This is a genomic window from Streptomyces sp. NPDC056479 (assembly GCF_042795335.1).
GTDB lineage: Bacteria > Actinomycetota > Actinomycetes > Streptomycetales > Streptomycetaceae > Streptomyces.
The window spans coordinates 404,552-424,292 of the sequence record NZ_JBHTRZ010000001.1; the positions used below are offsets into that span (position 1 = coordinate 404,552).

General features: G+C 70.7%; 20 protein-coding genes. 12 read left to right on the top strand and 8 right to left on the bottom strand.

What is annotated here, in order from left to right; all coding sequences use genetic code 11:
- Positions 1-25: 25 nt before the first annotated feature.
- Entirely contained in the window at positions 26-712 is a 687-nt protein-coding gene (locus ACFQ6S_RS01785; protein WP_383401925.1) for a DUF2848 domain-containing protein, read from the top strand.
- A 267-nt stretch (positions 713-979) separates the two neighbouring features.
- Here ACFQ6S_RS01785 and ACFQ6S_RS01790 read toward each other — a convergent pair whose 3' ends face one another.
- Positions 980-1,414, bottom strand: coding sequence for an ATP-binding protein (locus tag ACFQ6S_RS01790; RefSeq protein WP_383401928.1), 435 nt, complete (start codon positions 1,412-1,414; stop codon positions 980-982).
- 145 nt (positions 1,415-1,559) lie between these two features.
- Between ACFQ6S_RS01790 and ACFQ6S_RS01795 the strand changes: the two genes are divergently transcribed.
- Positions 1,560-2,327, top strand: coding sequence for an IclR family transcriptional regulator (locus ACFQ6S_RS01795; protein WP_383401931.1), 768 nt, complete (start codon positions 1,560-1,562; stop codon positions 2,325-2,327).
- 42 nt (positions 2,328-2,369) lie between these two features.
- Positions 2,370-3,884, top strand: a complete 1,515-nt coding sequence (glpK, locus tag ACFQ6S_RS01800) for a glycerol kinase GlpK (RefSeq protein ID WP_383401934.1) — start codon at positions 2,370-2,372, stop codon at positions 3,882-3,884.
- A 111-nt stretch (positions 3,885-3,995) separates the two neighbouring features.
- Here glpK and ACFQ6S_RS01805 read toward each other — a convergent pair whose 3' ends face one another.
- From ACFQ6S_RS01805 to ACFQ6S_RS01830, 6 genes are all read right to left on the bottom strand, one after another.
- Positions 3,996-4,919 carry an ABC transporter permease gene (locus ACFQ6S_RS01805; protein WP_383401937.1) on the bottom strand — a complete coding sequence of 308 codons (924 nt, stop codon included), beginning with the start codon at positions 4,917-4,919 and terminating at the stop codon, positions 3,996-3,998.
- Positions 4,906-5,703: an ABC transporter ATP-binding protein gene (locus ACFQ6S_RS01810; RefSeq protein ID WP_383401940.1), complete on the bottom strand. Its 798-nt coding sequence runs from the start codon at positions 5,701-5,703 to the stop codon at positions 4,906-4,908. Before ACFQ6S_RS01810 ends, ACFQ6S_RS01805 begins: the two co-directional genes overlap by 14 nt.
- A gap of 34 nt (positions 5,704-5,737) precedes the next feature.
- Positions 5,738-6,844 (bottom strand): aliphatic sulfonate ABC transporter substrate-binding protein, encoded by a 1,107-nt coding sequence (locus ACFQ6S_RS01815; protein WP_383401943.1) that lies wholly within the window; start codon positions 6,842-6,844, stop codon positions 5,738-5,740.
- A gap of 155 nt (positions 6,845-6,999) precedes the next feature.
- Positions 7,000-7,101 (bottom strand): putative leader peptide, encoded by a 102-nt coding sequence (locus ACFQ6S_RS01820; protein ID WP_351187250.1) that lies wholly within the window; start codon positions 7,099-7,101, stop codon positions 7,000-7,002.
- Positions 7,102-7,186: 85 nt separating this feature from the next.
- Complete coding sequence (locus ACFQ6S_RS01825; RefSeq protein WP_383401945.1) at positions 7,187-9,148, bottom strand: FAD/NAD(P)-binding protein; 1,962 nt, start codon at positions 9,146-9,148, stop codon at positions 7,187-7,189.
- A complete protein-coding gene (locus ACFQ6S_RS01830) occupies positions 9,145-10,143 on the bottom strand; it encodes an amino acid ABC transporter permease (protein ID WP_383401948.1) in 999 nt (332 codons plus the stop codon). The genes ACFQ6S_RS01825 and ACFQ6S_RS01830 overlap by 4 nt, the downstream gene beginning before the upstream one ends.
- 538 nt (positions 10,144-10,681) lie before the next feature.
- Here ACFQ6S_RS01830 and ACFQ6S_RS01835 point away from each other — a divergent pair.
- From ACFQ6S_RS01835 to ACFQ6S_RS01855, 5 genes are all read left to right on the top strand, one after another.
- Complete coding sequence (locus ACFQ6S_RS01835) at positions 10,682-11,833, top strand: LLM class flavin-dependent oxidoreductase (RefSeq protein WP_383401951.1); 1,152 nt, start codon at positions 10,682-10,684, stop codon at positions 11,831-11,833.
- A complete protein-coding gene (locus tag ACFQ6S_RS01840) occupies positions 11,830-12,345 on the top strand; it encodes a GNAT family N-acetyltransferase (protein WP_383401953.1) in 516 nt (171 codons plus the stop codon). The genes ACFQ6S_RS01835 and ACFQ6S_RS01840 overlap by 4 nt, the downstream gene beginning before the upstream one ends.
- Positions 12,346-12,347: 2 nt before the next feature.
- Positions 12,348-13,298, top strand: coding sequence for an ABC transporter substrate-binding protein (locus ACFQ6S_RS01845; RefSeq protein ID WP_383404261.1), 951 nt, complete (start codon positions 12,348-12,350; stop codon positions 13,296-13,298).
- Complete coding sequence (locus ACFQ6S_RS01850) at positions 13,295-14,059, top strand: amino acid ABC transporter ATP-binding protein (protein ID WP_383401956.1); 765 nt, start codon at positions 13,295-13,297, stop codon at positions 14,057-14,059. Before ACFQ6S_RS01845 ends, ACFQ6S_RS01850 begins: the two co-directional genes overlap by 4 nt.
- 127 nt (positions 14,060-14,186) lie before the next feature.
- Positions 14,187-15,473, top strand: coding sequence for a sulfite oxidase (locus tag ACFQ6S_RS01855; RefSeq protein ID WP_383401959.1), 1,287 nt, complete (start codon positions 14,187-14,189; stop codon positions 15,471-15,473).
- Here ACFQ6S_RS01855 and ACFQ6S_RS01860 read toward each other — a convergent pair whose 3' ends face one another.
- Positions 15,474-16,397, bottom strand: coding sequence for a LysR family transcriptional regulator (locus ACFQ6S_RS01860; protein ID WP_383401962.1), 924 nt, complete (start codon positions 16,395-16,397; stop codon positions 15,474-15,476). It lies immediately after the preceding gene.
- Between the two features lie 137 nt (positions 16,398-16,534).
- Here ACFQ6S_RS01860 and ACFQ6S_RS01865 point away from each other — a divergent pair, with 137 nt between their 5' ends.
- From ACFQ6S_RS01865 to ACFQ6S_RS01880, 4 genes are all read left to right on the top strand, one after another.
- A complete protein-coding gene (locus tag ACFQ6S_RS01865; protein ID WP_365765822.1) occupies positions 16,535-16,615 on the top strand; it encodes a putative leader peptide in 81 nt (26 codons plus the stop codon).
- Between the two features lie 188 nt (positions 16,616-16,803).
- The gene (gene sfnG, locus ACFQ6S_RS01870; protein WP_383401964.1) at positions 16,804-17,931 is read left to right on the top strand and encodes a dimethylsulfone monooxygenase SfnG; all 1,128 of its coding nucleotides are present in this window, start codon (positions 16,804-16,806) and stop codon (positions 17,929-17,931) included.
- Between the two features lie 47 nt (positions 17,932-17,978).
- A complete protein-coding gene (ssuE, locus tag ACFQ6S_RS01875) occupies positions 17,979-18,536 on the top strand; it encodes an NADPH-dependent FMN reductase (protein WP_383401967.1) in 558 nt (185 codons plus the stop codon).
- Positions 18,533-19,729: an SfnB family sulfur acquisition oxidoreductase gene (locus ACFQ6S_RS01880; protein WP_383401970.1), complete on the top strand. Its 1,197-nt coding sequence runs from the start codon at positions 18,533-18,535 to the stop codon at positions 19,727-19,729. Before ssuE ends, ACFQ6S_RS01880 begins: the two co-directional genes overlap by 4 nt.
- Positions 19,730-19,741 lie beyond the last annotated feature (12 nt).

Genomic DNA, 19,741 nt, shown 5'->3' on the forward strand with positions numbered 1-19,741 from the left:
GGACCCGATCTCTGGGAGTGCCCTCATGGCCGTGCTGACCTTCGACCTGCCCGACGGATCGACGCGCGAGGTCGACGTCGTCCAGGTCCTCAACGCCGGGTATGCCGGACGCAGCCAGGAGGACGTCGCCGCGCACGTCGCGGAGCTCGCCGAGCTGGGCGTGCCCGGCCCGTCCGTCACGCCCGCCCTCTACCCCGTCGCCCCCTACCTCGCCCAGCAGACCGACCGGGTCCACGCGCAGCACGGGCACACCTCCGGCGAGGCGGAGTGGGCGCTCGTCGTGGCGGACGGCGGGGAGCTGCTGCTGACCGCCGCCTGCGACCACACCGACCGCGACCTGGAGGTGCATGGCGTGGCGTGGAGCAAGAACGCCGGCCCCGACGTCCTCGCCCGCCGCGCCTGGCGCCTGGCCGACGTGGAGTCCCGCCTCGACGAACTCACCCTGAGCGCCTGGGTCACCCACGACGGCACCTCGACGGAGATCCAGCACGGCACGCTCGCCGAACTTCTCGCCCCGGCCTACTGGATCGACGTCCTGCGCTCACGCGGCGCGCTGACGCCCGGCACCGTCCTGATCTCCGGCACCATCCCCATGACCCCCGGCGTCGACCAGTTCGCCGACGGCTGGAGCGTGGAACTGTCCGACCCCGCCACCGGAGACACGATCCGCCTCCACTACGACGTCCAGCCCATGCCGGCACCCATCGGCTGACGCGACCGTGCGGCGGCGAGGCCGGCAGGGCGCGGACGCAGTGCCCGCCGGCCGGCCCGCCCGCGATGGTCACGGGGGCGCGCTGTACTCAGCCGGCGCCGTGCAGGGCGGGGGTCGGCCGCAGAATGAGGCGCCCCGCGCCGGCCGCCGGCTCGGGCAGGGCGTGGCCTTCGGAGAGCCGAGGGAGCGGCGCCAGGCGCCGGCCGCGGACTCCCAGCTGTCGGCAGGTCCGGTCCGGATGGCCCACGAAGCGCGCGGCGAGTCCCCTCAGCTCGCCGTGATCCCCAGTTCGGCCCACCGGCTGGTCCCTCCGGCGTGCACGTCCACCCCGCATCGGGTCGCCAGTGTGGTCACGATGTCGAGGCCGCGGCCGTGTTCGTCGGGGTCGATGGGGCAGAGGGACGGCTCCCTCGGGGTCGCGGGGCCCATGTCGGTCACTTCGACGCGGACGGCCCGGTGGCCGCCTGCTTGCCTGCGGGAAAGTCGCAGCGTCGCGGGGGGCAGTGCGTGCACGATCGCGTTGGTGACGAGTTCCGAGACGATCAGCAGCGCGTCCTGGGCGGCGTCCGCGTCCAGGTTCCAGTCGGCGAGGACCGTACGTATGCGTCGACGTATGCTCGACACGGCCCCTGGGGTGTGCGGCAGCGAAAAGACGTGTTCGACTTCCCCGCGAGGCGCGGCGTCGAGCTGCGCTGTGATCATGTGTCCTCCTTCTCGGGGGGAAGCCCTGCCGGCTGCCGACCGGACTTGAGAACGCTAAAGACGGAAAAGTGAGCCGTCAACGAACATCGGTCGGCATTACCGAACGACAGCCCCAAATCGGATGAACCGGGACTACCATCGCTTCATGGCCGGCCCAGTCCAGTCGATAGAGCGGGCGGCGGCGATCCTGCGCCTGCTCGCAAGCGGCTCCCGTCGGCTGGGCCTCGGGGAGGTGGCATCGTCGCTGGGGCTCGCCAAGGGCACCGCTCATGGACTCCTGCGCACCCTGCAGCACGTCGACTTCGTGGAGCAGGACCCGGCGACCGGAAAGTACCAGCTCGGGGCGGCTCTGCTGCACCTCGGCACCAGCTACCTCGACGTCAACGAACTCCGCTCGCGTTCCATCAACTGGTCCGACGCCCTGGCCGCCCGCAGCGGGGAGGCCGTCCGTCTGGGTACGCCCCTGGAAGGCAGGGTGCTCGTCATCCACCATGTCTTCCGGCCGGACGACACCCTCCAGACCCTGGACGTCGGCGCACTGCTGCCGCTGCACGCCTCCTCCCTCGGCAAGGTCCTGCTGGCCTACGGCACGGCGCCCGTCGACGCTCTGCTGGAGGACGAACCGGAGGCGTACACCCGGCACACCCTGGTCCACCCCGAGCAGCTCAACCGGGCCCTCGGCGAGATACGGGAGCTGGGCTGGGGCGCCGAGGTGCAGGAGATGAGCATGGGCGAAGCGGGAATCGCCGCGCCGATCCGGGGACAGGGCGGCCTCGTGGTGGGCGCGATCGGAGTGTCCGGTGCCGTCGAGCGGATCTGCGACACCAAAGGCCGGCCGCTGCCGGCCCTGATCACCGTGCTGCGGGAGGCGGCACGCGCGATCTCCAGAGACCTGGGCGCGACCCGCTGGTAGGTCCCCAGCACCTTCGCGACACATCGGAAGGCAGGGCCGATCATGGTTGAACGGTATGTGATGTCCATCGACCAGGGCACCACGTCCACCCGCTGCATCCTGTTCGACCACGGCGGGCGACTGGCCGCAGTCGCCCAGCGCGAGCACCAGCAGTTCTTCCCGCGGCCCGGCTGGGTCGAGCACGACGCCGTGGAGATCTGGCGCAACCTCCAGCGCGTCGTCCCCGAGGCGCTCTCCAACGCCGGTATCGACGCCGGGCAGATCTCCGCCATCGGCATCGCCAACCAGCGCGAGACGTCCGTGCTCTGGGACCCGCGCACGGGCGTCCCCCTCCGCCCTGCGATCGTCTGGCAGGACACACGCACCGCCCCGCTCGTCGACGAACTGCGACAGGATCCGGGGGAGGAGTTCTTCCTCGAACACTGCGGTCTCCCTCCGTCGACCTACTTCTCCGCGCCCCGTATCCGCTGGCTGTTCGACAACGTCGAAGGGCTGGAGCAGCGCGCCCGCGACGCAGAGGTGCTGTTCGGCACCATCGAGAGCTGGCTCATCTGGAACCTCACGGGCGGCCCGGACGGCGGTCTGCACATCACGGACGCCACCAACGCCAGCCGCACCATGCTCATGGACATCCGCACGCTGACCTGGGACGAAGCCCTCATGGACTTCTTCGGGGTGCCGCGCGCGATGCTGCCGGAGATCCGTTCCTCCGCCGAGCGCTACGGCGAGGCCCGCGCCCTGCTCCCCGGTGTGCCCATCACGGCGGCCCTCGGCGACCAGCAGGCGGCACTCTTCGGCCAGACCTGCTTCTCGCCGGGCGAGGCGAAGTGCACCTACGGCACCGGCAGCTTCCTGGTGATGAACACCGGCACCGACCTCGTACGGTCCCAGCACGGGCTGCTCACCACGGTGGCGTACAAGATCGCGGACCAGCCCACGGTCTACGCCCTGGAGGGCCCGATCGCCGTCACCGGCTCGCTCGTGCAGTGGTTCCGGGACCGGCTGGGTCTGATCCACAGCGCCCCCGAGATCGAGACGCTGGCGCGCACCGTCGAGGACAACGGCGGCTGCTACATCGTCCCCGCGTTCTCCGGTCTGTTCGCACCCCACTGGCGCAGCGACGCCCGAGGCGTCATCGTCGGCCTCACGTCGTACATCACGAAGGGCCACCTGGCCCGCGCCGTCCTGGAGGCCACCGGCTGGCAGACGCGCGAGGTCGTCGACGCCATGAACGCCGACTCCGCACTCGCCATGAAGCAGCTCAAGGTGGACGGGGGCATGACGTCCGACCATCTGCTCATGCAGATCCTGGCCGATGTGCTCGACGTTCCCGTCGTACGGCCGCTCGTCCACGAGACGGTGTCGCTGGGCGCGGCCTACGCGGCGGGGCTCGCGGCCGGGTATTGGCCCGATCTGCAGGTCCTGCGCCGCAACTGGCACATGGCCGCCCAGTGGCTGCCGGACATGGACCCCGAGCGACGGGAGTGGGAGTACGACTCCTGGAAGCGGGCCGTCGAGCGGTCGCTGGGGTGGATCCGACCGCCGCGGGGTTCGTGACGGGCCGGTCCGGTCTCACGTCCGGTCGGTTTCACGGTTTTGCCCAGCGGGTCTGCCACCGTCCGCAGACCCGCTGGGTGCCCGACCCCCGACCGGTCGAGGTGCCGTCCCTCAGTGAGTGACCAGCAGCCCTCGGCTCCGCAGCACCCTGCGCTCCAGCGGGCTGAAGATCAGCAGGTCGATGGCGATGCCGACGAGCAGGATCAGGAAGATCGCCAGGAACACCTGGGCCATGCTGCTGTTGTTGCGCCCGTTCTCCAGCAACTGGCCCAGGCCGACCCCGAGATCCGGCGAGGAGGCGATGATCTCGGCGGCCATCAGCGAACGCCAGGAGAAGGCCCAGCCCTGCTTCAGTCCCGCCAGATAGCCGGGGAGCGCCGCCGGCATCACCACGTGCCGCGCCTCGCGAAGACCGGTCGCGCCCAGGGTGCGCCCGGCACGCAGGAACAGCGGCGGGATCTGGTCGATGCCGGCGACGAGACCGTTGGCGATGGACGGGACCGCGCCGAGCAGGATCACGGCGTACATCATCGAGTTGTTCAGGCCCAGCCAGAGCACGGCGGGCGGCACCCAGGCCACCGACGGCAGCGACTGGAGACCGGACAGGATCGGTCCGATGGCCGCGCGCACGAACTTCACGCGCGCCACCAGCAGGCCCAGCGGGGTGCCGATCGCCAGCGCCAGCAGGAAGCCGAGCAGGCCCCGTGAGACGGATGTCCAGATGTAGTCGAGCAGCGTGCCCTGGAGCCAGGCCTCACGCACCTCGCCCCAGACGTCGGACGGCGAGGGCAGCTTGTACGCCGGGACCACCTCGGCCCACACCAGCACCTGCCACACCACCAGCACCAGCGCGACGGCCGTGACGGGCGGCAGCACCTTGCGTGCCAGGGTCTCGCGCAGTGACGTACGGCGGACCTGTACCGAGTCCAGAGCGTCGAGCCCGGCCTCCAGTCCGGCCAGGTCCTCGGCGCCGTTCTTCTTGATGGCGACCTTGACGTCGTTCTCGACGTCGACGCCGTTGTCAGTGCCGGCCATGGCGGCGGATCTCCCCACGCAGTTCTTCGGTGATCTCGGCGGACAGCTCGGCGACCGCGGCGTCCTCGATACGACGAGGCTGCGGAATGCCGACCGTCCACTCCCGGGCGATACGGCCCGGTCGCGAGGACAGCAGGACGACCCGCTGGGCGAGGCGCACCGCCTCGCGCACGTTGTGCGTCACGAACAGCACCGACACGCCCGTCTCCCGCCAGATACGGGTGAGTTCGTCGTGCAGCACGTCACGGGTGATCGCGTCCAGCGCGGCGAACGGCTCGTCCATCAGCAGCAGCCGGCTGTCCTGGGCGAGTGCCCGCGCCAGCGCCACCCGCTGGCGCATACCGCCCGACAGTTCGTGCACCCGCTTGCCGTACGAGCCCTTCAGCCGGACGAGTTCGAGCAGCCGCTCCGCCTCCTGGCGGCGCTCCGCCTTCGCGACCCCGCGCAGTTTCAGGGCGAGTTCGATGTTCTTGCCCGCGGTCAGCCACGGGAACAGGGCGTGCTCCTGGAACATCAGGGCGGGCCGGCCGTCCGTGCCGATCGAGCCGGCGGACGGCAGGTCCAACCCCGCGACCAGGTTGAGCAGGGTGGACTTGCCGCAGCCCGAGGCCCCCAGGAGGGTGACGAACTCGCCCGGTGCGACATCGAGTGTGATGTCGTCGAGGACGAGCTGCTGCCCGGCGGGGCCGGCGAAGGACTTCGAGACGTGCTCGATGCGGGCGGCGTAGGGCACCGCCGTGGCGTCCTCGGCGACCTTGGCGGTCGTGGCCGTCGTGGTGGCCATGGTCGTCACCTCCTGGGAACTCTCGGAACGGTGCTTACTTGATGCCGAGACCGGCGTCGTCGACCTCGTCCTTGCCCTCGGCCTTGAGAACCTTGTTCAGCGGCGCGAGGTCGTAGATGCCCTTCAGGTCGGGCTCCTCCAGCAGCCCGGCCTTCACCGCGTGCTCCGCCTCGGTGTCGAGGGTGGCGGCCAGCGGGTCGTCCAGGAAGGTGATCGACTTCCAGGCCGGGTCGAGGACCTCGGCGGGCAGGGCCTTGCCGGACTCTTCCTTCAGCGCCTCGTTGGCCGAGGCCTTGGCCTTGTCCGGGTTGGCGTTGATCCACGCGTTGGTCTTCACCGAACCGCGCAGCACGGCCTCGACGATGTCCGGGTGATCCTTGAGGAAGCTCTGCGACACGATGATGTTCGTGATCACGAACTTCTTGTCCGGCCACAGGTCGGCCTCGTCGAGCAGTACCTTGCCGCCCTCGGCGACCAGCTTGGAGGCGGTCGGCTCGGGCACCCAGGCGCCGTCGATCGAACCGGACTTGTAGGCGTCCGGCGTCACCTTGTTGTCGGTGCGGACGACGGACACGTCACCCTTGCCGCTCTCGGCGTCGACCTTCCAGCCCTGCTCGGAGATCCAGTTGAGCAGCGCCACGTCCTGGGTGTTGCCGAGCTGCGGCGTGGCGATCTTCTTGCCCTTGACGTCCTTGACGGACTTGATCTTCTCCGGATTGACGACGAGCTTCACGCCGCCCGAGGCCGAGCCGGAGATGATGCGCAGGTTCTTGCCGGCCGCCTTGGTGTAGCCGTTGATGGAGGGGGAGGGGCCGATCCAGCCGATGTCGATGGACCCGGAGTTCAGCGCCTCGATCTCCGACGGGCCCGCGTTGAACGTCGAGGGCTTGATCTTGGTGCCGCCGAGCTCCTTCTGGAGCAGGCCTTCCTGAACGCCCACCAGCGCGGTGGCGTGCGTGAGGTTGGGGAAGTAGCCGATCTTCACCTCGTCGGCGGACAGCTTCTTGGCGTCCGCCGCGACCTCGGCCTGCTTGCCGTCGTCGGTGGACTCGGCGCCGTAGCCGCAGGCGGTCAGCAGCAGGGGGAGCGCCGCTACGACGGCGAAGGTACGCAGGGCGGTGAGCGGTCTTGCGGCAGACACGGAGGTGTCCTCTCAGGGAAGGTGATCAGGGAGATGCGGCAACGGAGCGTGGAGCCCGTCGGTGTGCACCGGCACACCACTCGCCCGCCGTCCGCAAGGGGCGGCAGGGAGCGCAGCGGTGTGGGGGGACGCGTGGGGGGCTTGCGCGCGGAGTCTCAGACAAGGCGACAGATGGCGCTGGACGTACGGCCGAGGTCGATGTGGCGACGTGACGTCAGAAGAGGCAGCGACAGATCTGCGTGGTCGCGCGTTCTCATGGCCACCCCACCCCGCAGATTCCTAGTTTTCCTACCTGGTTGATGGGGATCGTGGCAGAAGGATGCGTCCACCCCAAGGGGTTGATCACATAGTGGACACTGTCATCTTATTATTTGGGACGCGCGAGGTCAGGGTGTGCAGCAGCGCCCGCGCCACCGCGTCGTTCTGACGGAAGGCGGGCGCGTTGGTCCGCGGGCGCGCGAAAGCCGCGACGGCCCGGCTGTTGGTCGGGGCGCCGAGGGCGATACGGCGGGGATGGGTGCCGCCGAGGGACGGGTCGAGGACGTGGCCGTCGGCGGGGGAGACGGCGAGCAGACCGGAGCGGTGCGTGTGGGTGGGGTCGGCGATGACCTCCTCGCTGAGGGCGCCGGCCCGGTGCAGAGCACGCAGGAGCGGATCCTCCGTGCGGTCGAGGGAGGCGCCGGGCAGATACGCCTCGATCAGGGCGGTGGCGTGGACGGTGTGCCCGGGCACCGTGGGGCCGCTGGCGGTGAAGGTGCCGGTGTCCTCGTCGGTGCCGATCCGGACGCCGGCGCCCAGGAAGCGGACGATCCCGGCCCGGGACAGCGCCAGCAGCTGGCGGAGCCGGAAGCCGGGCGGGCCGGAGGCCAGGAAGCTGAAGAACCCGTGCCACCAGCCGTCCAGCTGCTCGGCGACGGACCGCGCGGTCAGCCGCCCCGCCGCGACCAGCCGGGGCAGCTGCCCGTAGACGGAGAGCAGGGCGAGGAACGCCCCGAGGTCGGCGCTGAACTCCGGGTCCTCACGGCGGGCGACATCCTGGGCGATGTACTCACGCAGGTGATCCTGGAACGCCTCCGGCGTCGGGAAGGAGAGGCCGTCCAGCGGATGGTCCAGGGCCTCGAAGTCCAGACGGTCCGCCGGATCCGGTACGGCCGCGGCGAGAAGCGCGGCCATGTCCTCGGCGTACCAGTCGAGACGGTCGTACGCGGCGACGAAGTCCGGCCAGGGGAGGGCGGTGCGCTCGGGATGGGCGTGGAAGAGCTCGTGGTAGTGCCCGAACCCGATCTCCTTCGCCATCAGCGGCCACACATCGCGCCGCAGATCCAGCGCGCGGCCCTCGGTGAGCAGTGCGTCGACCGCCTCGGGGCCGAAGTGGCGCGGCAACGGTGGCCGGGGGCCCTGGAGTTGGTAGCGGGTCTTGGAGTGGTACGGCACCCCCCGCCGCGATCCGACGTGCAGGACGGGCTCGCGGCCGGACGGCAGGTAGGTCAGGGTGCCGTAGGCCTCCGTGCGGAAGGCGCCGCCGCGGCCCTCGGTGAGCATCGCCATCAGGTCGATGAAGGCGAGCCCGAAGCCGCGCAGGACGACCGGCTCGCCGGGGCGCAGTGCCGACAGGTCCGCGTCCGCCGAGAACTCCGGCGCGAGGTGGAAGCGGCCGTGCCGGCGGGCGAAGGCGGCGTGCTCACGGTGCTCGGCGGTGGAGGTGGAGCCAAGGTGACCCTGGGCGAGCACCACCAGGTCCGCGGCGAGCGGGGTGGCGCGGTCGGCGAGGTGCACCTCTTGCGGGCCGTCCGGCGGACCGGTGACCGCGGTCGCGGTGGTGCGGTGCCACTCGACCGTGACGGTGGGCGGCAGCTCGGCCAGCGCCCGGCGGAACACCCAGTCCAGATAGGCGCTCTGGGCACGGCGGGTGGGGAAGTCGCTCCCCGCCAGCGAGCGCAGCTCGGCGAGCACGTCCGGGTCGGCGGGTTCGGCGTACGGGGCGTGACGCGGGCCCGTGCCGGAGAACTGCGCGGCCCACTCGGCGAGCGAGGGTCCCGGCCGTATCGGGCCCTCGATGGTGGACGACTCGTCGGTGAACATGGTGACGTCCTCGGCCATGGAGTTCATCCGCAGCAGCGCCGACTGTTCCTGGCGCCAGATCCGTCCCGGTCCGGGCGGATGCGGGTCGACCAGGTGGATGCGCAACTCCCGGTCCCCGTCCCACAGTTCGGGTGCGTTGGCGGCGATGCGCTCCAGCAGGCCCGTGGCACGCGGGCCCGCGCCGACGACGACCAGGACGGCCGGGTCAGGGGTGCCGCTCACCGGTCACCGCCGATCGCCGGGCGGGCGTCGGACGCCGTCGCCGCGCTCAGCCGGAGGCGTACGGCGGTGAGGTGACCGCGCAGCCGCTGGAGCGGAGTGGGTGGCAGGGCACGGGAGTTGCCGCGCGCGTAGTACCGCTCGACGTAGAACTGGCCGGAGCTCAGTACCGTGGTGACCGCGATGTACCACAGGGTGGCGACCATCAGCAGCGGGATGATCTGGTAGGTCTGGTTGTAGATCAGCTGCACCGAGTACAGCAGGTCGTGCACGGCCAGCACGCTCACGATGCTGGTGCCCTTGAGGGTGCCGATCAGCATGTTCCCGGCCGTCGGCACGATGGAGCGCATCGCCTGGGGGACCACGATCCGGCGCAGGGTGCGGCGTCTGCTCAGTCCGAGTGCCTGGGCGGCCTCGGTCTGCCCGGAGTCCACGGAGAGGATGCCGCCGCGCACCACCTCGGCGGCGTAGGCGGACTCGTGCAGGGTCAGGCCGATGACGGCGGTGAGCGTCGGCCCGAGCAGGTTGACCGTCTTGACGGTGAGGAACTGCGGGCCGAAGGGGATACCGAGGCCGAGCGTCGGATACAGGGCGCCGATGTTGAACCAGAACAGCAGCTGCACCAGCAGCGGAGTGGACCGGAAGATCCACACATAGCCCCAACTCAGCGTGCGCAGCACCGGGTTGGCGGACAGCCGCATGACCGCGAGCAGGGTGCCGAGCAGAAAGCCGAGCACCATCACCACGGCGGTCAGCCACAGGGAGAGCAGCAGACCGTCGAGCACGGCGGTGGTGGTGAAGTACCGGCCCACCACGTCCCACTGGAACGCGTCGTTGCGGATCACCGAGTTGAGCACCATCGCGAAGACCAGCAGGGCGACGGCGGCGGTCAGCCACCGTCCGGTGTGCCGGCGCGGCACGATCCGCGGTGGGTCGGTGGCGCGTACGGGGGGACTCTTCGTTGCAGGACCGGACGTGAGATCGGGCGACGTGACCATGGGGAGGCTCTCCGGGGGAGGGAACGCAGGCGTGGGTGACCCCGGCGGCACTCGGTGCGGCCGGGGTTCGGCGTCGTCACGCTCGCCGCGTCCCTCAACGCGGCCGGAGAGGCAGCCGCACAACGCGGAGCCGATCCGCCGTCGATCGTATGTGCCCATGGCATCCACGTGTCAACAGCGCGCCGCGCGGCCCTGTTCGAGCCGGTCCGGGATCCGGGCGCTGCTTGACGGGACGCGTGAAGTCCTGCTCAATTGGTCCCATGAATGCCCAGCAGCGCTTGGTCACGCGCGATCACATCGACTTCTGTCGCGTGTGCTCCGCCGCGTGTTGCGCCTGACTCGGCAGCGGGCCCTGTGACCGGCCCTTCCCTCCCTCGGTGACCCCGTCGCGGGCCGAGTTCTCCCTTCGTGCGCTGCCGTAGCACCGTCTTCCGACGCCTGGCGTCATCACGCATCTGATGGTCCATCATTTCTGCCTGCGTGTTGGGCGGTTGAGCCATGCCCGCCCACGCGCCGCACTGCCCGAAAGGTCATCTCCATGCCCGTGGAGTTCCTCGGCATCGCCGCCACCAACGACGGCTCCGAAACCACGCCGCGTTCCGGCGCCGCCTTCGACAAGGACTACACGCTCCGGCTCGCCCGGGCGCACGAGGACCACGGCTGGGACCGGGTGCTGTTCGCCTACGGCTCCGGATCGCCGGACCCCGCACCGGCCGCCGCGTACATCGCGAGCAGGCTGGACCGTCTCCAGATCCTGCTCGCCCACCGGCCCAACGTCTCCTACCCGACCTTCGCCGCCAAGACCTTCGCCACCCTCGACCGGATCAGCGAGGGCCGGCTGACGGTGCACTTCATCACCGGCGGCAACGACCACGAGCAGGGCCGCGAGGGCGACACCCTCACCAAGGACGAGCGCTACGCCCGTACCCTCGAATACATCCGGATCGTCAAGAAGATCTGGACCACCCACGAGCCCTTCGACCACGAGGGCGAGCACTACCGCTTCCACGACTTCGTCAGCGACGTCTTCCCCGTCCAACAGCCCCGCCCCGGCGTGTCGTTCGGTGGTTCCTCGCCCGCGGCGTACGTCGCTGGAGGCGCCGAGGCCGACATCTACTGCCTGTGGGGCGAGCCGCTCGCGAAGACCGCCGAACAGATCGAGCACGTGAAGGCCGCCGCGAAGGCCGCGGGCCGCACCGACGTGCCCCGAATCCAGGTCGCCTTCCGCCCGATCATCGCCCCGACCGAGGAACTGGCCTGGGAGAAGGCCCACCGCACGGTCGGCGCGATCAAGGCCCGCAGGGAACGGGGCGAGGCCATCACCAAGCGCCACAACGGTCAGGCGCAGCCCCAGGCTGCAACACCTCAAAACGTCGGCTCGCAGCGGCTCATCGCCATCGCCGAGGCCGGCGAGCGCTACGACCGCGCCCTGTGGACCCCGACCGCCGCCGCGACCGGTGGCGCGGGCAACTCCAACGCCCTGGTCGGCACCCCCGAGACGGTCGCCCAGGCACTCCTCGACTACTACGACCTCGGCGTCGACATCCTCTCCGCGCGCGGCTACGACCTGCTGGACGACGCCGTCGACTTCGGCCGGTACGTGATCCCGATCGTCCGCGAGGAGGTCGCCAAGCGCGACGCCGAGCGGGCCGCACGCGGGACGCAGACGCTCGCGGCGGTGAACGGATGACCTCCGCACCCGAGTTGACGGTCATTCACGTCCCTGTCTCCGACCCGCGCGTCAGACCCCTCCTGCGCGAGCTCGGTCACGAGTACTCCACGCGCTACGGCATCGACGCGCACGGCGAGATCTCCCGCTACCCCGACGAGGAGTTCACCGAACCGCACGGCGGCCTGCTCCTGTTGCTGCTGGAGCGCGGTGAGCCCGTCGCGGGCGGAGCCTTCCGTCGCTACGACGCCGACACGGCCGAACTGAAGCGGATCTGGACCCACTCCGCCCACCGCCGGCGTGGCCTCGCCCGCCGTGTCGTCGCCGAGTTGGAGCGCGAGGCGGGCACACGCGGATACCGGCGCGTCTACCTGACCACCGGGCCGCGCCAGCCCGAGGCCCGCGGCCTGTATCTCGCCACCGGCTACACGGCGCTGTTCGACACGGACGCCGACCCGGAGACCATCGGCCCGCTGCCCTTCGAGAAGCACCTCGCAGCGCGGGGACACACGGGAAAGGCCCACGACCAGTGAACATCCGCACGATCAGAACCCGTCTGCGCGCCACCGCCGCCTTCGCGCTGCTCCCGCTGCTGGCCCTGACCGCCTGCGGCTCCGGCGACACCGACGGCACGGCCGCGGTGGGTGCCCAGGCATCTCCCGCGCCGACCGACGACCCGGTCGCCTCCGTACGCAAGGTCGACTCCGCCGCCGCCCTGCTCCCTGCCGACGTACGCAAGGCGGGCACCCTGCGCGTCGGCAGCTCGATCGGGTTCCCGCCCGGGGCGTACTACCCGGGCGGCACGGACAAGGCACCCGCCGGTCAGGACATCGACCTCGCCGACGCCGTGGCCAGGGTGCTCGGCGTGAAGCTGGAGCGCCAGGACGCCTCCTTCGAGACGATCCTGCCCGCCCTCGGCAGCGGCAAGTACGACTTCGGCACCGGCAACTTCGGGGTCACGAGCGAGCGCCTCAAGACCATCGACTTCGTCACCTACATCAACGACGGCCAGGGCTTCGCGGTGAAGAAGGGCAACACCGCCCTCAAGGCGAAGATCACCGACCTCACCCAGCTGTGCGGGCTGACCATCGGCACCGGCGCCGGCACCACCTTCGAGGCGACCCTCAGCGCGCAGAAGGGCGTGTGCGCGAAAGCGGGCAAGAAGCCGTACGACGTGAAGGTCTACTCGGAGAACGCGGCCACCCTCACCGCGCTCCAGCAGGGCCGTATCGACGTGATCATGTCGACCATCAACGGCCTGCGCTACCAGGCGGCACAGCCCGCCTCCCAGACCGCCTTCCTCGGCGAGTTCCACCGCCTCGACGTCGGCTTCGCCTTCAAGAAGGGCTCCCCGCTCACCAAGGCGTTCCAGGCGGCCGTCGACGAGCTGATCAAGGACGGCACCTACGCCCGCATCCTGAAGAAGTGGGGCACCGACCCCTCCGCGATCGACGCGTCGCGGATCAACCCGCCCGAGCACACATGAGCGACGTCATGGTCGACGTCCACGGCGTCCACAAGAGCTTCGGCCCGCTGGAAGTGCTGCGCGGCGTCGACCTGTCGGTCCGGGCCGGCGAGGTCACCGTGATCCTCGGCCCCTCCGGCTCCGGGAAGTCCACGCTGCTGCGCACCATCAACCACCTGGAGAAGGTCAACCGCGGCTGGATCAGCATCGACGGCGAACTCATCGGCTACCGCCGCGTGGGGAACAAGCTGCACGAGCTGAAGGAGAAGGAGGTTCTGCGGCAGCGCACCCACATCGGGTTCGTCTTCCAGAACTTCAACCTCTTCCCGCATCTGACCGTGCTGGACAACCTCGTCGAGGCCCCCGTCTCCGCGCTGCGCCGACCGCGCGGGGAGGCGGAGGAGACGGCCCGGCGGCTCCTCGACCGGGTCGGCCTCGCCGACAAGGCCGACGCCTACCCACGCCAGCTCTCCGGCGGCCAGCAGCAGCGCGTGGCCATCGCCCGCGCGCTCGCCCTGGCACCGAAGGTGCTGCTCTTCGACGAGCCCACCTCGGCGCTGGACCCGGAACTGGTCGGTGAAGTCCTCGATGTCATCAAGGACTTGGCCGGCACCGGCACCACCATGATCGTCGTGACCCATGAGATCGGTTTCGCGCGCGAGGTCGCCGACACGGTGGTGTTCATGGACGACGGTGTCGTCGTGGAACAGGGGCCACCGGCCGCCGTCCTGGACAACCCGCGCCAGGAGCGAACCCGCGCCTTCCTGTCGAAGGTTCTCTGACCGAGCGAGCCGGCAGTGGATTTTCGGTCAACAGCCGCACCTCCTCGCGCCGTTGTGACCACAGTCCGGCTCACACTGTTGACCTCTCTGCCCAGGCCCGGCCCCACCCCGACGACGAGGACCCGTCATGACCGCATCCGCAGCGCCTTCCCCCCGTCCCACGAGCCGCCTCGACGAGACCGCCTACGACCGCCGCCGGCTGCGTCAGTGGCTCGCCGGGGACGCCAGAGCCGACGGGGTCAGCCGCCGCCGGCTGCTGACCCTGCTCGCGGCCACGGGGGCCGCGACCGCGCTCGCACCCAGCCCCGCCCGTGCCGCGGACACCCCGATCGTCAAGCCGCTGCCGCCCGAGTGGTTCATCCAGCGCGGCACCAACGCCGAGACCCGCTGGGAGGCCCTGCGCGGCACCGGCCACCACACCCCGAACGAGCTGTTCTTCGTCCGCAACCACACCACCACTCCCGTCCTGGACGCCGCCGACTGGCGACTGCGGCTCTGGGGCAGCGGGCTGCGGGGCACACCCGGCGAGGACAAACCGGTCGAGTTCGGATACGACGATCTGCGCGCCCTGCCCGCCGTCACCCGGACCGCGTTCGTCGAGTGCGCCGGAAACGGCCGCAGCCACTACACGACCCAGCAGGGCGAGACGGTCACCGGCACCGCCTGGACGCTGGGCGCGATCGGCGTCGCCCGCTGGCGCGGGGTGCGCCTGGCCGACGTCCTGCGCAGGGCGGGGCTGTCCCCCTACGCCGTGGACGTGCAGCCGCGTGGCCTGGACGCCGATTACGTCAGCGGCGGGGAGAGCCTCGGTCGGGTGCGGCGTCCGCTGCCGCTGGCCAAGGCGCTGGACGACGTGCTGCTCGCGTACGAGATGAACGGCGAGCCGCTGCCGTACGACCACGGATATCCGGTGCGGGTGCTGGTGCCCTCGTGGGTGGGGATCTCGTCGATCAAGTGGGTCGGCGACATCGAGGTGTCCGCGCAGCCGCTGTTCTCACCCTGGAACACCACCTTCTACCGGCTGTACGGCCCCTCCTACCCGCAGGAGGGCAGCGCCCCGCTGACCCGGCAGACGATCAAGAGCGCCTTCGAGCTGGCGAGCGGTGCCACGTTCCCGGTGGGGGAGGGCCAGGTGCTGCACGGCCGGTCCTGGTCGGGCACGGGAGGGATCGCCCGGGTCGACGTCAGCACCGACGGCGGAACGACCTGGCGCCCGGCCCGCCTGCACGACCGGCCCCGCGCAGACACCTGGACGCGCTGGTCCGTCCCCTGGAAGCCCGCGACACCCGGCTCGACCCATCTGCTCGCCCGCGCCACCGACACCGCCGGCCGCCGTCAGCCGGACGTCTCCGTGCCCAACACACAGGGCTATCTCTTCGGCGCGGTGGTGCGGCATCCGGTGACCGTGGTCTGATCAGGCATCCTCGCTGCACGAAGGAGCTTCGTACGCACGGGCGTTGCGCACGAACAGCTCGTGCAGATCGCGTACCGCCCGGGGGACGGAGCCGGAGTCGCGCCGCTGAAGGACCAGCAGCACCTCGGTCGCGTCCCCCGCGAGCGGCCGCACGGTGATCGCGCCGCGCCGCTCCAGCGGGTCGCCGAGGACACTGAAGTCGGGCAGCACCGTCGCCCCCAGTCCCTCGGCGACCATCAGCTTGCCCATCTCGGCGCCGTCGGTGGAGTACGAGAAGGAGGGCGTACGGCCGCCCAGCAGCCGGTGCAGGAAACGGTGCATGACATAGCCGGACCGCATCACGACCAGCGGTTCGGCCAGCAGGCTGTCCGCGTCCACCGTGTCCAGCGCCGCAAGCGGACTGTCCGGGCGCACGCACACCACCGGCCGGCCGCGCAGCAGCTCGGTCGTCTCGAAGCCGGGCGGCAGGTCGTCGCCCCCGAGGTAGTTCACCAGCCCCAGATCGAACGCGCCCTCCAGCAGCCCACGATGGATCTCGGACTGCTGGGCGCCGACGAGCTCGACCTGGGTCACCGGGTGCGAGGCCCGGAACTCCCGCACGGTCGGGATGACCAGCGGCACGGTGGCCGTGTTGACCGTGCCGAGCCGGACCATTCGGCTGATGCGGTGCTGGTCACCGGCCGCACCCCGCAGCCGGTCGACCGCGTCCAGCACGCTCATGATGTGCGGCAGCAGCTCCCGGCCCTCGTCGCTGATCGTCGCTCCGGACCGCTTACGCTCCAGCAGGTCCACACCGAGTTCGCGCTCCAGGTTGCGCACGGTCTCGCTGAGCGCGGGCTGGGACAGATGCAGTTCCTCGGCGGCCCGCCGCAGCGATCCCAACCGGGTGACGGCGGCGATGTATTCGAGCTGTTCCATACGCACGACAGGAGACTGCTGCCCGCCGGGCGCCGGGTTCAAGGGAATCCCTGTCACAACCTCGTGAATACCGACTCTCAGCATGTGGAATCCCCTCCGGGCATTCTTGACCGGTCGGACTCCCCGCTGCTTTGATCGAAGGCATGAAGCGACAGGACCTCACGCGGCGACGCCATGTCGACCTTGCGCGTGTCTCCAGCTCCTGCTGTCGCCGTCGGGTCTGAGCGCACCCGAGGGAAACCCTCGCACTCGCGCTGATCTCCCTGTGTGAATTCCACTGCCGGCCGTTTTCCTCGGCGATTTCGGCTTTCCCGGGAACGGTGTGCCCGCACGCCCGAATCCCGATCACCGAACACCTTTCCCTGACACCGCACGCGCCTTTCCGCGTGCGCATTCCCGCCAGGAGCCCGCCATGCCCGTCCCACCCGGAACCGACCCCGCCCGCTTCGCCTACTGGGTGCCGAACGTCAGCGGCGGCCTCGTCACCAGCACCATCGAGCAGCGCACCGACTGGGGCTACGACTACAACCGCGAACTGGCCGTCCTCGCCGAGAACAACGGCTTCGACTACGCCCTCAGCCAGGTCCGCTACATGGCCAGCTACGGCGCCGAGTTCCAGCACGAGTCGACCAGCTTCAGCCTCGCCCTGCTCCTGGCCACCCAGCGGCTGAAGGTCATCGCCGCCGTCCACCCCGGCCTGTGGCACCCGGGCGTCCTCGCCAAACTCGGCGCCACCGCCGACCACCTGTCGAACGGCCGCTTCGCCGTCAACGTCGTCAGCGGCTGGTTCAAGGGCGAGTTCACGGCCCTCGGCGAGCCCTGGCTGGAGCACGACGAACGCTACCGGCGCTCCGAGGAGTTCATCCGCGCCCTGCGCCAGATCTGGACCGAGGACCACACCGAACTCGCCGGTGACTTCTACCGGTTGCGCGACTTCTCTCTCAAGCCCAAGCCCCTGAACAGCCCCGAGCGGCCGCACCCGGAGATCTTCCAGGGCGGCAACTCCACCGCCGCCCGCGCGATGGCGGGACGTGTCTCCGACTGGTACTTCAGCAACGGCAAGGACTTCGACGGCGTCACCGAACAGATCGCCGACGTCCGCGCGTCCGCCGCCCAAGTGGGCCGCACCGCACCGAAGTTCGGCCTCAACGGCTTCCTCATCGCCCGGGACACCGAGGCCGAGGCCCGTGAGACGCTCCGCGAGATCGTCGCCAAGGCCGACACCGAGGCTGTCCACGGCTTCCGCGACGCCGTCCAGCAGGCCGGCCGGTCCACCGGCGACGGCAAGGGCATGTGGCAGGACTCCGGCTTCGACGACCTGGTCCAGTACAACGACGGCTTCCGCACCGGGCTGATCGGCACCCCCGAGCGGATCGCCGAGCGGATCGTCGCCTACAAGCGCCTCGGCGTCGACCTCTTCCTCCTCGGCTTCCTGCACTACCTGGAGGAGGTCGAGTACTTCGGCAAGCGGGTGCTGCCGCTCGTCCGCGAACTGGAGGCCCAGGCAACCGAGTTCGAGCCGATCGCCGCCCGAGCCTGACCCAGGCCCAGCCACCCGCATCCGACACGCCCCGAAAGGTCCTCACCATGGCCACCGTCCTCTCCGTCTCCGGAAGTCCCTCCGCCACCTCCCGCACCGCCCGGCTGCTGCGCCACCTGGACGACCGGCTCGCCGCCCAGGGCCACGACGTGATCCCGTTCGACGTCCGCACACTCCCGTCCGAGGCCCTGCTCCACGCGGACTTCGGCCACCCGGCGATCGTCGAGGCCACCGCCCTGGTCGAGCGCGCCGACGGAATCGTGATCGGCACGCCCGTCTACAAGGCCGCCTACTCCGGTCTGCTGAAGTCGCTGCTGGACCTGCTCCCGCAGTACGCGCTCGCGGGCAAGACCGTCCTTCCGCTGGCCACCGGCGGCACCAATGCCCACGTCCTGGCCATCGACTACGCCCTGCGCCCGGTGCTGAACTCCATGGGCCCCGCCCACATCACGCCGGGCTGGTTCACCCTCGACAAGGACATCAGCGTGGGCGAGGACGGCACCCTGACCGTCGCTCCGGCCGCCGCCGAGGCCCTGGCCCATGTCACCGACCAGTTCTCGATCGCCCTCGGTGGTCGCCCGACCCTGCTGGCGGCCACCGGATGAGCGCCGCGACGGTGATCGCCGACGACGCCGAGGCCCTCGCCGTCGCCGCCTCACTGGCCGCCGACTTCCGCAAGGGCGCCGCCGAGCGGGACGCGCAACGCCGGCTGCCGCACGCGGAACTCCAGCGGCTGTCCGCCTCCGGGCTGCTCGGGGTGACGGTGCCGGCTGAGTTCGGCGGCGCGGACGTCCGTACGGAGACACTCGCCGAGATCTTCCGGCTGCTGGCCTCGGCCGACGCCAGCCTCGCCCAGATTCCGCAGAGCCACTTCGTGTACGTGAACGTGCTGCGCCGGCAGGGGACGCGGGAGCAGCGGGAGTTCTTCTTCGGCGAGGTACTCGCCGGCAAGCGGTTCGGCAACGCCCAGTCGGAGGCCGGGACCAGCCACGTCCAGGACATCCGTACCCGGCTGACGCGGCGCCCGGACGGGTCGTACGTCCTGAACGGCGTCAAGCACTACTCGACCGGGGCCCTGTTCGCCGACTGGATCCCCGTCCTCGCGCGCGCCGACGACGACAACCTGCACGTGGCGTATGTACCGAGGGACGCGTCCGGCGTCACGGTCGTGGACGACTGGGACGGCATGGGGCAGCGCACCACCGCCAGCGGTACCGTCCGCCTGGAGTCGGTGTCCGTGCCCGTCGACCGGGTGGTGCCGCACCATCTCACCTTCCAGGGGCCCCAACTCCACGGCGCCGTCGCTCAGTTGCTGCATGCCGCCATCGATGCCGGGATCGCCGCCGGTGCGCTCGCCGAGGCCGTGGAGTTCGTCCGCACGAAGAGCCGCCCTTGGTTCGAGAGCGTCGGCGAGGGACACGCGACCGCCGCCGAGGATCCCCTGCTGGTCCAGCGGTTCGGCGAGCTGGCGATCCGGGTGCGGGCCGCCGACGCGCTGCTCGCCGCCGCGGCCCGGTCCGTGGCGGCCGCCCGTGCCGACCTGACCGACGACTCGGCGGCCGAGGCCTCGATCGCGGTCGCCGCCGCCAAGGTGACGGCGGCGGAGGCGGCCGTGGAGGTCGGCAGCGCGCTCTTCGAGGTCGCTGGCACCCGGGCTGCCCTCGCCTCCCTGGGCCTGCACCGCCACTGGCGGGACGCCCGCACCCACACCCTGCACGACCCGGCGCGCTGGAAGGTCCAGCACATCGGCCGCCACGTGCTGCGCGGCGTCAAGCCGCCCCGGCACGGACTGCTGTGACCGACGACCCCG

What these genes read in the sequence shown, in the direction of transcription:
- ACFQ6S_RS01785 (WP_383401925.1), top strand. Translation starts at nt 26, where the DNA reads ATGGCCGTGCTGACCTTCGACCTGCCCGACGGATCGACGCGCGAGGTC.
- ACFQ6S_RS01790 (WP_383401928.1), bottom strand. Translation starts at nt 1,414, where the DNA reads ATGATCACAGCGCAGCTCGACGCCGCGCCTCGCGGGGAAGTCGAACAC.
- ACFQ6S_RS01795 (WP_383401931.1), top strand. Translation starts at nt 1,560, where the DNA reads ATGGCCGGCCCAGTCCAGTCGATAGAGCGGGCGGCGGCGATCCTGCGC.
- glpK (WP_383401934.1), top strand. Translation starts at nt 2,370, where the DNA reads ATGGTTGAACGGTATGTGATGTCCATCGACCAGGGCACCACGTCCACC.
- ACFQ6S_RS01805 (WP_383401937.1), bottom strand. Translation starts at nt 4,919, where the DNA reads ATGGCCGGCACTGACAACGGCGTCGACGTCGAGAACGACGTCAAGGTC.
- ACFQ6S_RS01810 (WP_383401940.1), bottom strand. Translation starts at nt 5,703, where the DNA reads ATGGCCACCACGACGGCCACGACCGCCAAGGTCGCCGAGGACGCCACG.
- ACFQ6S_RS01820 (WP_351187250.1), bottom strand. Translation starts at nt 7,101, where the DNA reads ATGAGAACGCGCGACCACGCAGATCTGTCGCTGCCTCTTCTGACGTCA.
- ACFQ6S_RS01830 (WP_383401948.1), bottom strand. Translation starts at nt 10,143, where the DNA reads ATGGTCACGTCGCCCGATCTCACGTCCGGTCCTGCAACGAAGAGTCCC.
- ACFQ6S_RS01835 (WP_383401951.1), top strand. Translation starts at nt 10,682, where the DNA reads ATGCCCGTGGAGTTCCTCGGCATCGCCGCCACCAACGACGGCTCCGAA.
- ACFQ6S_RS01840 (WP_383401953.1), top strand. Translation starts at nt 11,830, where the DNA reads ATGACCTCCGCACCCGAGTTGACGGTCATTCACGTCCCTGTCTCCGAC.
- ACFQ6S_RS01850 (WP_383401956.1), top strand. Translation starts at nt 13,295, where the DNA reads ATGAGCGACGTCATGGTCGACGTCCACGGCGTCCACAAGAGCTTCGGC.
- ACFQ6S_RS01855 (WP_383401959.1), top strand. Translation starts at nt 14,187, where the DNA reads ATGACCGCATCCGCAGCGCCTTCCCCCCGTCCCACGAGCCGCCTCGAC.
- ACFQ6S_RS01865 (WP_365765822.1), top strand. Translation starts at nt 16,535, where the DNA reads ATGAAGCGACAGGACCTCACGCGGCGACGCCATGTCGACCTTGCGCGT.
- sfnG (WP_383401964.1), top strand. Translation starts at nt 16,804, where the DNA reads ATGCCCGTCCCACCCGGAACCGACCCCGCCCGCTTCGCCTACTGGGTG.
- ssuE (WP_383401967.1), top strand. Translation starts at nt 17,979, where the DNA reads ATGGCCACCGTCCTCTCCGTCTCCGGAAGTCCCTCCGCCACCTCCCGC.
- ACFQ6S_RS01880 (WP_383401970.1), top strand. Translation starts at nt 18,533, where the DNA reads ATGAGCGCCGCGACGGTGATCGCCGACGACGCCGAGGCCCTCGCCGTC.